This is a genomic window from Pseudomonadota bacterium, assembly GCA_039193195.1.
Taxonomy (GTDB): Bacteria; Pseudomonadota; Gammaproteobacteria; order Steroidobacterales; family JBCBZW01; genus JBCBZW01.
On the sequence record JBCCWS010000008.1, the window covers coordinates 1 to 14,977 of the forward strand.

11 protein-coding genes are annotated in these 14,977 nt (G+C 66.6%); 1 reads left to right on the forward strand and 10 read right to left on the reverse strand.

Annotated features, from left to right (window positions below):
- Window positions 1-147 precede the first annotated feature (147 nt).
- From AAGA68_09370 to AAGA68_09415, 10 genes are all read right to left on the reverse strand, one after another.
- A complete protein-coding gene (locus AAGA68_09370) occupies window positions 148-1,005 on the reverse strand; it encodes an OmpA family protein (GenBank protein MEM9385255.1) in 858 nt (285 codons plus the stop codon).
- A 396-nt stretch (window positions 1,006-1,401) separates the two neighbouring features.
- The gene (locus AAGA68_09375) at window positions 1,402-2,421 is read right to left on the reverse strand and encodes a VWA domain-containing protein (protein MEM9385256.1); all 1,020 of its coding nucleotides are present in this window, start codon (window positions 2,419-2,421) and stop codon (window positions 1,402-1,404) included.
- The gene (locus AAGA68_09380) at window positions 2,418-3,509 is read right to left on the reverse strand and encodes a VWA domain-containing protein (GenBank protein MEM9385257.1); all 1,092 of its coding nucleotides are present in this window, start codon (window positions 3,507-3,509) and stop codon (window positions 2,418-2,420) included. Before AAGA68_09380 ends, AAGA68_09375 begins: the two co-directional genes overlap by 4 nt.
- A gap of 5 nt (window positions 3,510-3,514) precedes the next feature.
- Entirely contained in the window at window positions 3,515-4,909 is a 1,395-nt protein-coding gene (locus AAGA68_09385) for an FHA domain-containing protein (protein MEM9385258.1), read from the reverse strand.
- Window positions 4,906-5,718 carry a MotA/TolQ/ExbB proton channel family protein gene (locus tag AAGA68_09390; GenBank protein ID MEM9385259.1) on the reverse strand — a complete coding sequence of 271 codons (813 nt, stop codon included), beginning with the start codon at window positions 5,716-5,718 and terminating at the stop codon, window positions 4,906-4,908. Before AAGA68_09390 ends, AAGA68_09385 begins: the two co-directional genes overlap by 4 nt.
- A gap of 17 nt (window positions 5,719-5,735) precedes the next feature.
- The gene (locus tag AAGA68_09395) at window positions 5,736-6,131 is read right to left on the reverse strand and encodes a hypothetical protein (GenBank protein ID MEM9385260.1); all 396 of its coding nucleotides are present in this window, start codon (window positions 6,129-6,131) and stop codon (window positions 5,736-5,738) included.
- A gap of 14 nt (window positions 6,132-6,145) precedes the next feature.
- Window positions 6,146-8,668, reverse strand: a complete 2,523-nt coding sequence (locus AAGA68_09400) for a PEGA domain-containing protein (GenBank protein MEM9385261.1) — start codon at window positions 8,666-8,668, stop codon at window positions 6,146-6,148.
- 3 nt (window positions 8,669-8,671) lie between these two features.
- Window positions 8,672-11,044 carry a protein kinase gene (locus AAGA68_09405; GenBank protein MEM9385262.1) on the reverse strand — a complete coding sequence of 791 codons (2,373 nt, stop codon included), beginning with the start codon at window positions 11,042-11,044 and terminating at the stop codon, window positions 8,672-8,674.
- Window positions 11,045-11,090: 46 nt separating this feature from the next.
- Window positions 11,091-12,383 carry a hypothetical protein gene (locus AAGA68_09410; protein ID MEM9385263.1) on the reverse strand — a complete coding sequence of 431 codons (1,293 nt, stop codon included), beginning with the start codon at window positions 12,381-12,383 and terminating at the stop codon, window positions 11,091-11,093.
- An 81-nt stretch (window positions 12,384-12,464) separates the two neighbouring features.
- Entirely contained in the window at window positions 12,465-14,591 is a 2,127-nt protein-coding gene (locus AAGA68_09415) for a hypothetical protein (GenBank protein ID MEM9385264.1), read from the reverse strand.
- On the opposite strand from AAGA68_09415, the gene AAGA68_09420 reads away from it, so the two are divergent.
- Complete coding sequence (locus AAGA68_09420; GenBank protein MEM9385265.1) at window positions 14,584-14,844, forward strand: hypothetical protein; 261 nt, start codon at window positions 14,584-14,586, stop codon at window positions 14,842-14,844. The two genes, AAGA68_09415 and AAGA68_09420, sit on opposite strands and share 8 nt — an antisense overlap.
- Window positions 14,845-14,977 lie beyond the last annotated feature (133 nt).

The window sequence follows — 14,977 nt, forward strand, 5'->3', positions numbered from 1 at the left end:
AACTAAATGTATTTGGCCTAACTCTCCAAACCGGGCCAATAAACCCGCGGCGCCCGGGCCCGGTTTTTGTAATTTGGCAGTGTGTAAACGTTCAACCTGTGGGGGTTGGGGCCGGGGCGCGGGACGCGCCGCGGCCCTACGCTCTGCCTATCGTTCGCCTAGGAGCACCAGGTCCACCGAAGCTTCTTCTCCGCCCGCCTCTACACTGCCGGCAGTGGCACTCTCTTCTACGGCCAGCAGGGTGATATCAACCCTGCGCTCAAGCGCGTAAGCATCGTAATCGCCTTCCTCGAAGGCGTAGGCACGCTCGCCGTGGGCGAACCCTTCGAGCTGGCTCTCGCGCAGGCCACCGGCTCGCAGCGCCTTCTCGACGCTGGCGACCCGAGCGGCGGTGAGGGTCTCGTTGTACCGCTCATCACCACGCGGATCAGCGTAGCCGTCCAGCTGTACGATCAACCCGTCGACGTCGGCAAGCACACCCGCAAGGCTCGTGACCTGCTCTGCCGAAGCGCTTGTCAGATCACTCGCGCCCGTGCGGAACATCACCTGCATCTCCAAGCCTGATGCCAGGGCTGAGCGAAGCTCCTGATTGGCTTGTTGGGCGCTGGCGTTCAGCGCCTGTAGTTGGGCCAGGCTATCGGTGCGATCGGCGAGATCCAATTCGAGGTCTCGGTTCTGCGCATACGCTCGATCGAGACTCTGACGGGTCTCCTCCAGGGTTCGTTCGGTGGAGGCGAGCTGCTCCTGCGCCTCTTCTGCTCGGCTCGCCTCTACTACGCGCGACCCAAGCCAAGTCCCCAAGCCAGCCCCAACCATCATGCCGATGGGCCCGCCCACCAGGCCCCCTACCAGCATGCCACCGCCCACGCCTGCGCCTTCGGCTATACGCTTGCCCTTCTCGGGCGGCTCCGCAGGGTGGGGAATCGTGTCGGCCACGCCCGGATTAGCTGCCAGCACCATCGCACTGAGGGCTAAGCCGACGGCAATCCTGTTTGTCTTCTGCATCGCTATGGTCTCCCATGTTCGTCAATCGCTTCGGTTCGTGTCGCGCGGCAGGCCGGCGTGAAGGCATTGGCCTTGCTCGCTTGGGAGCCATTAGAGGCCGCAGGCACGCGCGGCCCTGGGGCGTCAGCTGGCGAGGGAGCGATAGAAAATGACGAATTCGGGCGGGCGGTAAGGGCACTCGTTGCCGCTGAGGTCGCACAAGGCGAGCGCTGTTGGGCGCGGCGCGAGCCGAGGGCTAGTGTCCTGAGTTAGAAGTTCGTTGATGAATTCGCACGCGAGTTTTTGTCCCTAAGCGCGGCGCCACGACGAGCGTGGCAGGTCCCACGGGAGGAGGAGCAACGTGTTCAGGGGCGAAAAGGTGCCGCGAAGTCATCAACGAACTTCTAACTCAGGACACTAGTTGATCAGCCCGACAAAAGTGCCGCCGTTGCGCTCGCACATCGCTCGCATGAGCGTCGCGACGCGCACGCCCGTGACGCGACGGGTGGAGTTCACCAAGAACTGGGTGGGAAAGCCCACGGCGTGAATGCGCACGCGTCGCGAACCCTCGGAATCGAGGCGGTTGAGGCGATCGACCGTATCCAGCACGTTCTCCATGGAGCCGCCGCTCGCAAACTCGTCACCGAGCACGTAGAGGCTGATGCGCTTGTCGCGGGCGTAGAAGGTGGAGATCGCCTTTTGAATCCCTTCCACTGGGCTCGAGTTGCTAAAGGGTGCCCAGGTACGCATACGGTCGATCACAGCTTTGCGCCGCCCCGGCGTATCCGGGATCCACTCGCCTGCGTAGCGCGGGAACATGTAGTCGCCCATGTCGTTCATCACCTGCATGCCCTTCACCGTGGGGTAGACATCGAGGGTCTCCTCCAGCGTGCGCATCACCTGATCCCAGGCGAAGTTCTGCATACTGCCGGACGTATCGACGATAAATACTATGTACTCGGAGTCAACAGGTATTCCACCTATCGTATCCTCTAGGTTACGTCGGTAGTTCAGACCGATCAGTCGCTCCATCTCCTCGCTGAGATCCTGCCGTGCCACGGCCAAGCGCTCCTCGATAATGGCGGTGACCTCCGATTCGCGCCGTGTCGACTCGAACTCCCCCTGCACCTCGGAGAAATCCCCTTGCAGGCGGGCGAGGAGTTCGCGCTGCTCGGAGAGCTGGAGTTCGCGCCCGGAGAGCTCGCGATTGAGTATCGTGGCCTGTCCGCGAATCTCCTGTAGCTGTGCCTCGAGCGCCTGAATCACCCCGTCCAGCTCCTCACCGCGACGCTCCAGATTGACCGGCTCGAAGAACTTGGAGATCACTAGCAACAGGATCACGGCACCGAAGCCGCAGCTGATCACGTCGAGGAAGGATAGGCTGACCTGCTCCACTTCGCGCCGCGAGCGGCGCCGCGCTGAGGGCGTATCGCTCACGGCCAGTCCCTCGCAGGGCTCATGATCGAGCCAGCACTGAACTGGGCTAGCTGCCAGAAGGCGCTGGAGGCGCGAGGATCGCCCTCCATCGGGAACAGGATGATGTTCACGGGCACCTCGTTAGGCAACTGATCGATCGCATCTTCGAAGTGGCGCAAACGCTGGCGGGCACTCACCGTGGCCCGTCGCGGCGGGTTGCGCCCCTGAGTCGGTAGGCCGTCCGTGATGAGCACTATGTTATCGGGTGGCTCTTCGAACTGCTGGGCGACGATGAAGGCGTTGTAGAGACTGGTACCCCCGTTAGGGAGCAGAGACTTCAATCCATCTACCACCTCTTCCAAACGGGTGGACTGATCGAGCCCCAGCCAGGTACCGCCTGTGCCTTGGAGCGTAGGTTGCGCGGTCGTGTTGAACGCGTAGAGCTGGAAGGAAGCACCCTGGGGGAGCTGCGCGATCAACCACTCCACCGTGCGCACGGCCCGTTGCCACTTCGGAGAGGCCTTTCGATCCTCGTCCTTCATGTTGCGGCGGCGAATCACGTTGACGATGGTCTCATCGAGCATACTGGCGGAGGTGTCCAGCAGCACGAGCACGCGCTCACCATCGAGACGCAAGCCCGTGAGGTACTGGCGCTGACCCTCGCCTTCGAAGGCCCGCCGAGCGTTACCGAAGTCCGCACCTTCGGTCTCCACCCTCAACCGCTCTGCCTCATCGTCCACGGACTGCAGGTCCGAAGTGAGCTGATTGACGTTCTCGCGGCTGGCACGTGTCTTCTGCTCGAGATCCGCCAGCTCCTCACGTGTCAACTCCAAGCGAGAGATGAGCTGGGCGCTGCGGCCCTGGGTGGCATCGAGCTCATCGACCACGCGAGCTAGCGTGTTGCGGGCCTCCGCCAACCGCTCCTGCTGCGTATCGAGGGCGAGCTCGAGGCGTGTCACTTCGCTCAGTCGTTCGGCCTCTGCATCGTCCGCGCGTACGCGAGACTCGTTGTTGATGATCATGAAAAACAGGACCACCGCACCGAACCCGCACGACATGATGTCGAGGAACGACAGGCTGAACGCGTTTAGGCGGCTGCGCCGTGCCATGGGGACTAGCTCGTGACGCGCACGAGGTGCAGCTCGTGGCCCGGGGTGCCGACGCGCAGGCGATCACCCATGCGCAGGGTGGCCTGGCCGTCGATACGATGGCCGTTGAGCCAGGTGCCGTGGGTGCTGTGATCGGTGATCGTGGCGACGCCATCTGCACCGAGCGCCAGGGCGCAGTGCTGGCGTGAAACCCCACGCAGCGGTGCGCCCAACTGAATTGCAGGTGCGCCGTCTACACCCACCTGCACGCCGACCATCAAGGGCGTACTCGACAGCGGTTGAGCCAGTCCCTCGTAGACGACGTGAGTCGGCACCTGATCCGCCGTGGGCGTCAACCTGGGCGGCGCCGACGGCGTCGACGCACCAGCCGTTCCTGCCTGCTGCCAGGCAACCTGCGTGAGGTAGGGCACACCCTGCGCCGCGTCGTGCTGACGCAGCGCGTCGCCTAGGGCTAGGGTGCCGTGGGCCACGGCATCAGGCCCCAACACCTGAACCTGCACACCCGGGAGTTCGCCGAGCAGATCTGCCAAGCCGGGCAGTGATCCCGCACGGTGGGATAGCTGCAGCAGCAGCGCCTCTCCTGGCGTGCTCGTGGCACTCACCAGTTCGAGCAAGCGCTGATACTCCTGATCAGCCGCTTCGCGCAGGGTCTGTCCATCCACCTGCGCATTGTGTGTGGCTGATGACGTGCTGATCTCAAGGGACAGCTGCCCCTCATCGCCTATACTTTCCGATAGGTTTCTGAGTTGCTGATACAGCTGCTGTTCGTGTTCAGCAAGGTGCAGCGGATCGAAGCGGGTACGTTCGACGAAGGCGTTGGCGATCGCCCCCATCCAGCGCTCACGGAGCGCGCGCAGGCCGCTGCCGCGAGTGCTTTCTACGCCCGCACGCGAGAGCTGTTCGCCCTGCGTAAACCGCGTGATCAGGGCGCGGTGCAGATGCACGTCCAGGTGCATGAGCGTGCGCCCAGGGTCAGTGGCCTGTACGGCGGCGAGGGCAGCGTCTATCAAGCCCGTGACCGGCAGCCCCGCCTCCCGAGCGATCCCGAGCACCAGCGCGAGCTGTTCGCGGTCGTAAGTACCCGGGACAGCTAGGAACACCTCCTTCGGCTGATGCGTGCGCAAGGACTCCCAGACCCGCGTCAGGTGCTCGCAGGCCAGATCGGCGGCGGTCTGACCGCTACCCGCCGCACTCGCTAGGGGTTCGAGGCTCAGCTCGTCCCAGAAGCGATCGTGAATCGCTCGCGGCTGTAGGCGTGCCTGAGCGTAGGCGTCCTCGCCCACGGACTGCACCGCGCCTGCCTCGAGCAGTGCGTAACCGGGGCTCGAAATCAACGAAGCCGCCTGTCCGTCCCAGGCGCAGACGCCTGAGTCGGCAAGCTCCAGTATTAGCGTGCTCATGTGCCCCGCACCTGCAGGCGGGCGATCAGGTGCTCATCGCAGTAGCTCTGCGTATCGAGCACCAGGCGCTCCTGAAATTGCTGCAGCTGGTAGAGCACGAACATTAGCACGATGCTGAGCAACAGGGCGACGAAGGTGGAGTTGAAGGCAACGCCCAGGTTCGCCGTGACACCGGTGATATCGCCCTCCACCGCTTTGTGCGCTTCGCCGAGCGCCGCGCCGATACCGCGCACGGTCCCGATGAAGCCAACGGAGGGGATCGCCCACGCGATGTAGCGAACTAGGGCAAGCTCCGAGTCGAGGCGATCGGACTCCGCATCGCATACGGAACGCACCGCCGTCGAGGTGTCTTGCACGTTACGCGTCGAGGAAAATCGATGGAGCGCGGTTAGCAACGCACGCGGCAACAGCATCTGTCGATTCCCGTCGGGTAAGGCTTGCACCGGGCGCGCGTACTCGCGCGTATCGGAGGGCAGGATGCTGAGCCCCTCGGCGAGGGGGATGAGCTCGCCATCGAGCATGCGCCGCTCGCCGAGCGCCTCCCAACCCTTCAGGCCGATGATAGCCAAAGCCCACAGCAGCAAAATGAAGCAGGTCTCCTGCTCGAAGTCGCGGATCACGATGTACACGGATCGCTCGGGCACGTAGTTCGGATCCGCTTCGATGCTCTGCGCTTGCTGCTCCATGATGGCATCGGCCAGCGGGCGCACGGTGGTCACGTACACCGCGTGCACCGCGATGACCACGATCACCAGCGCGGTCAACTGGAAGAAAAACTCGAACCCGTAGCGTCGGCTGCTGCCTGTCATGCGCGTTAACTCTTGTTCTAGATATCAACCGGAAATGCGATGTCCGTATCCACGCGGATCTCTTCGGTGGGCACAAAGACGCTGTTGTCGCCCTCGGCGGCGCCGTCTTCGCCTGCCGCATCGCCTCCGTCGGTACGCGGACTCGCCGCCTCCGCCGCCTGCTCGGGCGTGATGGCGCCACCGCCACCGCTATTGCCCAGGTCGATGCGCTGGGGAGACTCCTCCTCCTGCGCGGTCTTCGCGCTGAAATCCCCAGCGCCGAAGTCCTCGTCCTCCGCGTCAGGCTCATCCTGAGCGCCCTGCGCGAGCACGACGGCTGCCCCCCCGAGCACAGCGACCATGGCAAGCCCGAGCGTGGCTCGACGGATGGACCCAGTCGGCGGCGTCTCGTCGCGTCCCTCAGATCGGTTCATCAGTCCCTCCTCGCCTAGCGATAGTAACGGGCCACGCGGAACCCGAGATCTTCACGCGCCTGGTCATCGAAGTCTCGATAGGTCAGGCGCAGTTCCGTCGCGCCGCTGGTGAGAAAGCTCGCCCCCCGCACCACGCGCTGGCGACCCAAGTTCGGCCCCAGAGGATCGCGCAAGGGACCTGGCTCTACGTTGATCCCGAACCAATCGTGAACCCACTCCGCCACGTTACCGCCCAGATCGTAGAAGCCGAGGCGGCCGGGAGGGAACGAGCCTACGGGCGCACTCACCACATAGGCATCTTCGTAGGTACGAAGCTGCGCGCCGACGATCGAACGCGCTTCCGCCCCCGCGTAGTTGCCCGAGTTTTCCGCTGGCGGCAGCCGGTCGCCCCAGGGAAACTTCAGGGCGTCGCCGCCAGCGAAACGCGCTAGCCACGCCCACTCAGCCTCCGTGGGCAGACGATAACCCGTAGTCATGGGTGATGCGGCCACCAGCTGCCCGCCCTGGTCGACGTACGCGGGCGATAGTCCTTCCTGACGGCTCAGCCAGTTGCAGAACGCCGCGGCATCCTGCCAGCTCACCTGTACTACCGGCTGCTGGGGGTCGCCCAGCCCATTCTGGGCCAGGGCGCCGGAGCGATGGCCGCGACGGAACGCTCCAAACTGGGCGTTACTGATCTCTCTTGTTGAGACGTAAAACGGGCGCGTGAGTTCGACCTCGTACTGCACTTCATTCGCCAAGCGATCTGGATCGCGCCGCGAGGAACCCATGGTGAAGCGCAGCGCACCGTCGCGCTGGCTGGGAGTGGTCTCGGGATCGATGAACTGCAGCGCGACACCGGGTCCCACCACGGGTTGCTTCGGGATTGCGGCGTAAGCTGCATCGTCCTCGGTGAGCAGGGCCAGACTGACCTGCTGCTCAAAGCCTGCCTGGGGAGTGACCCGAGCGGTGGCAGCAGCGTAACCCGCTCGACGTGCCTCGATCACCTGCTCCACTGCTGGCAGGCTCACGCGTTGCGCCCCAGTGCCCACCGACCGGCCGTTGACGAATAGCTCCGCATCCGCTGGCTCCACCTCGATGACCACCGTGCCGGTGATCGCCTGCAGGGACAACTGCAGGCTGCGCTCCTCCCCGCTGGGCACGCTGACCCGTTGCGTCAGGGGCTGGTAGCCGGCCTTGCTGAGCTGAACCCGGTGGCTGCGATCGGGCTGCAACTCCAACTCGACGGGCGTCTGGCCGGCAAAGCGCCCATCCACGGTCACGAGGGCGCCGCTCGGCATCGAGCGGAGGTTCACCAAACCGTCGGCGGCGGCCAGGGACACCTCGGTCAGGGTCTGGGGCTCGCCGGCACGCACTTGCAAAAACTGGCGATGGCGCTTGTGGCCCGGCAGCTTCAGCTCCAGCTGACGCGTGCCGCTGAGCACCTCGACGGTGGCCGGAGTGGTGCCGAGCACTTCGTCGTCCACGCGAATCTCTGCACCCGGTGGCGAGCTGCTCACGGCCACGTCAGCCCAGTCGGGATCGAGGCTCAAGCGCACGGTCTGCTCGCGATCCAGACCCTCGATGTCCAGGGTGACCTCGGCCGGCTGATAGCGCGGAGCAGTGGCGGAGAACACCCGCTCGCCTGGCTCCACGGAGAGCACCTGCAGGGGCGTGGCTCCGCGCGCATCCCCGTCCACGCTCAGCGACACGCCTTGCGCTGGATCGGTCTCGATCGTGATTCGCCCGGGGAGCTTAGCCATCTCGTAGGTAAACGTCTGAGCCGGCGCCGCCCCTACCGTGAAGGCCTCCTCCAGCGGGTGGTAGCCCTCACGCTGCGCGGTTACCCGATACTCACCCGATCGCATCAGGCGTCGGTCCGCCAAGGAGATCTTCCATAGGCCGCCGGCCACGGCGACCCGCTCCGGAGCGGGCGTGATATCGATCGTGACCGAACGGGCAGTAAACACGAACCATAGGCCCGCCAGGAACACTGCTCCCACAAGCCCCGCCGGCACCTGCCAAGGCACACCGCGCGAACGCTCGATCACCGGCGCCGAGCGAGAGAACTCAGCAGGCGCGATTGCGCCAGTGCTGGCGCTCCGGGTGTTGTCCGGCTGCAAAGTCCTCGCCGAGGGCGCGGCGCCAGGCGCAGTTGACGATGCGATGGCCTGCGACGCCGCCAACGCAGTGACCTCGCTCTCCTCTGGAGGCAAGGTTCCAGCCGAGGGCTCATCACTCGCCAGGGTGAGGGAACACACGCCCGAAACAGGACACCCAACGAGGTAAGTCTCCTCGCTTAGTTGCAGCTGATCGCCGGCGCGCAAGGCTGCGCCGCGTGCATCGACGGGTCTGCCGTTCAGCAACACCGCGCTGCCGGCTGTCGGGCGTAACAGGAACTGCCCGCCGTCAACCTCGGACAAGTCGGCCACCGGTCCTTGGCTACCGCCGATCGTCACGGCGCCCGGCGCCGCGCCACCTAAGGTCACCGGCAGCGCGTAGGCGGCTTCCTCGCCGCCTCGCCCGATCAACAACCTGCTAGCACTCCCCTCACCCATCGCTCAGATCTTCTCCACGCAGCGCACATCGATGACCTGGCTCTGCCCGCCCACGGTCACGGTGAATTCCTCACGCACATCGCGGTAGCCGTCGCGGGTACCGATCACCGTGTAGCGACCGGGTCGCAGCTGCAACTCCGTTTGCTGAAAGCGCCCGAGATCCGCTACGCGCAGGATACGTACGTTGGTCCTGTTGTCTGACGCGATGCGCATGAGCACGGGCTGGCGGACCTCGTCGATGGCCTGCGCCAGTCGCGCCTGGCGCTCTTCGAGCTGCGGGCCGCGCGGCGTTGTCTGCCGCGCGCTCTCGAGCACCCGCGTCGCGCGCTTGAGAATCGAGTTGTCCGCGAGGCGCTGCGGGTCGTCGGCATAGAAGGTGAGTTGCTCGTACAGCTCACTCAGACGAGCGGCCACCTCGCGACCCTCGCGGGCAAAGCGTAGGCTGGGGTCGATCGCCAACGCCTCGTCGTAGACGGCCAGAGCCTCGCGCCAACGTTCCTGGGCCACCAGCTGCTCGGCCTTAGCGCCCAGGGAGGAGAGCTGCCGACCTCGCGAGTCCACATCCACCTGGGCTAGGGCATCGCGCACGACGCTTGCGTCGGGATCCAAGCGGCCCGCAGCCTCGAACGCGCGCCTGGCGGCGCTGAAGTCCCCGGCCGAGAGGGCGGCGAAACCCTCGGACATGCGCTGGTCAAAGCTCGACCGATCGAGGCGTAAGCGCAGGTTTGCAAGCGCCGCGCGCGCGTCTTCCCGGTCGCTGTCGAGGGCCAGCACCTGCTCGTAGGCACCGGCGGCATCGCGCAGGGCGCCGCTGCGCTCTAGCTCCTGAGCCTCAGTGCTCAGCGCTAGCACCTCGTCGAGTTGCCGCGCCCGAGCTAGTCCGTTGCGCGCATCGCGCAGAGAATCATCGATGGCGAGGGCCTGCTCGAAGGCGACGATCGACTCGGCCGCCTTGCCGGCTTCATAGGCAGCCCATCCATCCTGCACCCGACTTGCCGCCACTTCCGGCGCCTTGTCTTGGAGGGCCTCAAAGAGCTCCCGAGCTTGCCCGTAGGCCTCTGCCGAGGCAACAAAATCGTTAGCACGGAAGAGCTCATCGCCACGCACACCCAGGGCAATGGCCTGCGCGTAACGCTCCTCGCCCCACTCGACGACGGCACGCGCTTCAAGCGCAGACCGCAGATCTAGCACCTCGTTGACGTCATCGAGCATGGCGTCCCGTTCGCGGCGTAGGCGCGCAAACTCCATCGGCGCGGCGATACTCGATTCAGCGCGCGACGGCTCACCCCTCTCGGCCACGGACGGCGCCGGGCTGCGTGAGGCGGTGGCGGGCACGTCGACTCGGGGGGAAAGAAGGCTCAGGACTACTCCGGACAGCACGAGCAGCCAGACCGCGGACACGGCGCCTAGCAATCGCCAGGGCACGCCGCCGCCGGCCTTGGCGGATTTACCCGCAGCGGCGGCCGTCGCCCCCACGCGCGCGACGCTGCGCACGGGGGTGGGGTCGATGAACTCGGCAGCCTTCACCGCACTCAGAGCCAGTGGCGCGCGAGTTGCGTTGAAGTCTGCGCTCGCTACCTGAGCCAGGATGTTGGCCACCAGCTTCATGTCCGCGGGGCGCTTAGACGGGGCTTCCTGCAGGCATCGCCGAATCAGATCGGAGAGTCCAGCACTGGATCCGACTGCGTCGACCGTGTTGCCCTCCACCGGCGCGCGTCCGAAGGCCAGCTCGTGCAGCAGTACACCGAACGCGTAGATATCGTCTGCAACGCTCGGCGCTTCGCCAGCCCGTTGTTGCGGACTCATCGCCAGGGGAGAACCGCCGCTGCGCAGCGCCTGCTCAGGGGGCGCGTCGCGCACGATCGCTGCCACGCCGAAGTCGATCAAAAGAGCGTTGCCCTGGGCATCGATTAGAACGTTGGAGGCCTTGACGTCACGATGAACTACCCCGGCGGCGTGCACGGCCGTCAGGGCGGAGGCAAGCTGCAGCACTGGGCGAATCCAGTCCTCACCCGGCGCTCCGCGCAGGCTCGAGAGCTCGCGGGGGCGCGCTCCGGCAAGGGCGCCAGAACCGCCCCCCCCTTGTCCCAGCACGGCATCCATCACGAGGAACGACTCGCCCTGCGCCTCGATCACCTCGAGGGCGCAAGCCACCGCGTTGTGCTGCACTCGGGCCATCGCCGAGCGCTCGTGCTCGAGCAAAGCCCTGCGCTGAGCAGGGTCCGCCGGGTGCCCGAGGAGCTTGAGGGCGACGGGACGAGCGGCCTGCAGGTCTTCCGCCAGCCATACGGCGGAGCCGTGATGCCCGCCGCCGAGGCGTTGGCGCAGAATGAACCGATTGCCGAGGCGCTGCCCCTCGTTCAACACGCCAGCCACCGCCGCGCCTCGCTCTGGACCGCGCAACAGCCCTCGCTACGCGGGTTCAACGCGGTGCGCTTTCTCCGGTGCCCTCACCGGAAGCCGCAGAACCTGCCCCATCCCCGCCGCTGCCCGCGGTGCTGAAGGTCTCGCCGGTCTCCAGCGAGTAGATGTCGCGCAAGATCGTGCGCCACTCATCGAACTGGCTATCCAACGAGCCCTGCAGGGTGACGGTCTGCCCTTCGATCTCAACCACCATGGGCTCAACCTCGGCCTCGAAGGAACCGTTTAGCTCCTCCAACGCAGCCGCGTGCAGGCGCGACTGGCGCTTCTTGTCGATACCCACCTTGAGCGCGGCGATGCCGCCGGTGATCGCCGTCCATTCGGCAATGCTGCCTGCCGTGCTGTCCGTATTGGCGAACAGGCCGCCCGCGATGGCTGCGCCGCCAATGAGCTTGTGCGCGAGGGCCTGACGCTGGATCTCGCGTAGGGTGATCACCTCATCGTAGGTGTATTTGCGCCATTCGTCGTAGGGCACGTCCATCTCCTGGGCAAAGGTCTGGAAGTGCTGGTCGAGCGTGTCGAAGAAGAGGTACTCGCGCTCGCGGATACGCCGCATGCGCGCCACCATCGGGTCCGAGTACGCGGGCAACCGTCGGGCTTTGTACAGGCCGTCGGTCTCGGCGAGAAAGTCACCGAAGGCCTCGGGGGAGAGATCGCCGGCGAAGCGCAGTTCGGCCACCTGGCGAATCGCCACGCGCTGCTCCGGCGTGATCTGCTCCATCGCCTGCGCCAGGTCGTTGGCGATGATGTTGTAGAGGTCCTGGAAGGGATCCAAGCGGGATTGATTCAGGGGCAATGAGTCGCGATAGGACAATTGCCCCGTTAGGTGATCGTAGTCTTTTTCGAACCACAGTCGGCCCGTCGCGTCGCGCGCTTCGATGCTCAGGCTGAGGCGCTCGCCGTCCGAGTGGACAATGGCGCCGGAGACGGTCAGGTCAACGCTGTTCGAAGCCCGCGGGATCACCCGCACGGCACCCCAGTGGTTGGTCTGCTGCAGGGTCTCGCTCAGCACGTAGGGGATGTAGCGCGCCTCCGCGTTGCGCACACTTTCAGATATCGAGACCGCGTTTTTCTTCTGCTTCGCCTTTTCCTCGGGCGTTGGCAAGCCGGGATCGAAGACCGTAACGCCCACATCGAGCAGCTGCTCCTCGGGCAACTCAACCTCGGCCTGCTGGGCAGCCACCGCGCCGGTCTGAATCACCGTCGTGCTCACGCAGCCGGCGCCGCCAAAGGCCGTGGCGACCATCGCCACCAGGGCGAGCGTCGGGACCTGTGAATCGCTCCAGCGCACCATTCGTCTCCTCGTCTGTTCGCGCACGTAGGGCCGCGCCTATCCGCGCGCACCCGCCGTACCAATCTGCCTGGGGCGGCAGCCTTATCCGCCGGAAATGCTTTCCTTGTAGCGGCGGTACTCATCCCACAGGCGCTCGCGCAGCTCCGGATCCGACTCTCGCATAGCCGCTTCACGAATCTGTCTTGCCACCACATCGTCGCCCTGGGGATCGGGAATATCCTCAGGCACGTTAACGCGCGTGTTGGCGCTCGGCGCTCTTACGCCACCCTGACCAGTGCCGCCGCCGTTGATTACCGCGGGCACCGAAGAGGGGCCCTGCTGAGTCGACGCGGTGGCACCAGCGCCACCGCCGGCAGCGCCGCTCTGGGGACCACCCGAATCACCTTCACCGCCACCACCGCCGGCACTACCTATCACGTCGGCGTAGGCCACCCGCCCCGCCGCTGACGCCGCTTCGCGTGCGTCTGCCAGCTCGCCGTCGTAGTTGGCAAGGCTCCCCTGGAGCTCTTCCTCCAGCTCAGCGACGCGCTCCTCGACGGTCTGACCGCCGCCGATACCTAAATCATCTTGCGCCCAGTCAGCCCCCTGGCCACCTGCGCCAGCGGTGCTGCCCTCGCCCACATCGGGGATCGCGCCGCCTGCGGTGGCGCCACCGGCGCCGCTCGGCGAACTCTGCCCTTGGCTTCCCGGTTGGCCACCGCTGGTCTGCGCGCCAGGCTGTCCACCGCCACCGGACTGCCCGGACGGCGGCTGCCCAGTGGGGGCCCCACCCGGCTGGCCGCCTGGATTTCGTCGCGGGAGGGGAAGCGGCAGCGACGCGCCGCCGGTGCGCGAGGGAATCGGCACCGCTACCACTACGCGCGGCGGCGGTCGCTGGTAACCCACGTCGTCGCTGCGCCCGCCCGGCTCACCAGCCTCGCCCGCGACGCGCGCGCCGGCTGCCTCTCGAGCTGCCTCCGCCATCTGTGCGCCCGCGCGCTCTAGGGCTTCAGCCGCCCGCTCAAAGTCCTCGGGATCGCCTGCCTCCGGCGCGCCGCCACCGGCCGGCTCGCCGGCCTCGCTTTGGCCGGGCTCGCCCCCGCCCGCAGTCTGCGCCGCTGGCTCGCCCTGCTGCTCTGAGCCGGCGGGCGCGGTGCTACTAGCGCCAGCCGCGGCTGCGGCGCTGCTGGACGCCGCTTCATCCGCAGCGGCCTGCGCCTCACGATTGGCCTCCGCCAAGGCTTCGCCAGCAGCGCGCATCTGTTCCGCGGCGCGCTGGAGCTCGATCGACGCCTGGTACAGGCGCTCGGCGTCATTCGTTTGGGCGACATCGGCGGACGCGGACTGTTGCCGCTGTGCGGATGCGTCGCCACCCGCCGCGCTGGGTGAGGACGAAGACGAAGCCTGCTCGCCACCACCGGCACTCTGATTCTGTCGTGTCGCCGCGTCGCTAGCCGCATCGGAGGCCGATGCAACCGCTTCGCGGGCGGCGTCCACCGCCTGCTGGGCAGCTTGCTGCGCCGCGTCTGCCTGGGCAGCGGCGGCGGCTTGCGCGGCGCTTGATGAGGAGGACGCGGAGGACGCCGATGCGGCGCTGGAGGATGAGGTGGACGCGGTGGCCCCTGAGGAGCTGTCCGACGCGCGCGACTGGCTGGAGGAGGCGCTCGCGCTGGCAGAAGCCGAACTCGCGCTGCTGCTGCTCGGCGAGCTGGCGTTGTTGGCCTGCGATTCGCTGGCGGCCTGCTCCTCGGCGAACAGATCCTCCAGCTCCGTTTCGCTCGGGTCGGTCGGTTCGGACTCGCTGGCTGAATCGGTCGCCTCGCTCGCCTCCGCAAGCGCCTCGTCCAGGGACTCCTGCGCCTCTTCTACGGCCTCGGCGGCCGCATCCGCCGCGGCCACGGCAGCTTCGGCAGCGTTGCTCGACTCGGTCGGATCAGCGAACAGATCCGGATCGTCGTTGCCCTGGGGACCCGCCTCCGCGTTGGGATCCGGCGGCAGGGCCGACTCTTCGCCGCCGCCGAGGCTCTCGCCCGCAGGATTGGAAGACGCATCAGCACTCGCGCTCGCTTCCCCGCTTTGCCCCTGCGACTCGGAGGACGACGCTGACGACGATGAGGCCGTCTCACCGCCACCCGAGCTGGGCTTGCTGGGCAAGCCAGGCGTGGGCTGCGCAGCCGGGCCCGAATTGGGGTTGGGCAACCCGCCCTGTGGCAGGCTCGCCGTGCTCACGGGCGTTTGCCCAGGAATAGAGGGCGAGGCGCTCGGCGAACTGGAGGGCGAACTGGAGCTAGACGACGAGGACGAGGAGGAAGAGCTGCTGCTGGAGGAGGAGCTGGAGGCCGTCCGCTGCTGCTGGCGTTGCTGTTGCTGGCGGCTGCTCGAGCGCGATTGGCTCTGCTGGCCGGCCGGCGGCGTCGACGGCGCACCGCCCGAGGAGGACGGTGAACTCGTCGGGGGTGGGGACGATGTCTGCTGCTGCTGATCGTTGCAGGCGGCGCCCGTGAGCAGCGCCCCGGAGGCAGCAGCGGCGAGGATGAGCTGTTTGGCGGTACGCATGGCGTGTCCCCTATCGCTCCACTCGATTCGACGGGCCGGCGGGAGCGGTTTGCCGGAGT

What these genes read in the sequence shown, in the direction of transcription:
- AAGA68_09380 (MEM9385257.1), bottom strand. Translation starts at nt 3,509, where the DNA reads ATGGCACGGCGCAGCCGCCTAAACGCGTTCAGCCTGTCGTTCCTCGAC.
- AAGA68_09370 (MEM9385255.1), bottom strand. Translation starts at nt 1,005, where the DNA reads ATGCAGAAGACAAACAGGATTGCCGTCGGCTTAGCCCTCAGTGCGATG.
- AAGA68_09400 (MEM9385261.1), bottom strand. Translation starts at nt 8,668, where the DNA reads ATGGGTGAGGGGAGTGCTAGCAGGTTGTTGATCGGGCGAGGCGGCGAG.
- AAGA68_09385 (MEM9385258.1), bottom strand. Translation starts at nt 4,909, where the DNA reads ATGAGCACGCTAATACTGGAGCTTGCCGACTCAGGCGTCTGCGCCTGG.
- AAGA68_09395 (MEM9385260.1), bottom strand. Translation starts at nt 6,131, where the DNA reads ATGAACCGATCTGAGGGACGCGACGAGACGCCGCCGACTGGGTCCATC.
- AAGA68_09410 (MEM9385263.1), bottom strand. Translation starts at nt 12,383, where the DNA reads ATGGTGCGCTGGAGCGATTCACAGGTCCCGACGCTCGCCCTGGTGGCG.
- AAGA68_09390 (MEM9385259.1), bottom strand. Translation starts at nt 5,718, where the DNA reads ATGACAGGCAGCAGCCGACGCTACGGGTTCGAGTTTTTCTTCCAGTTG.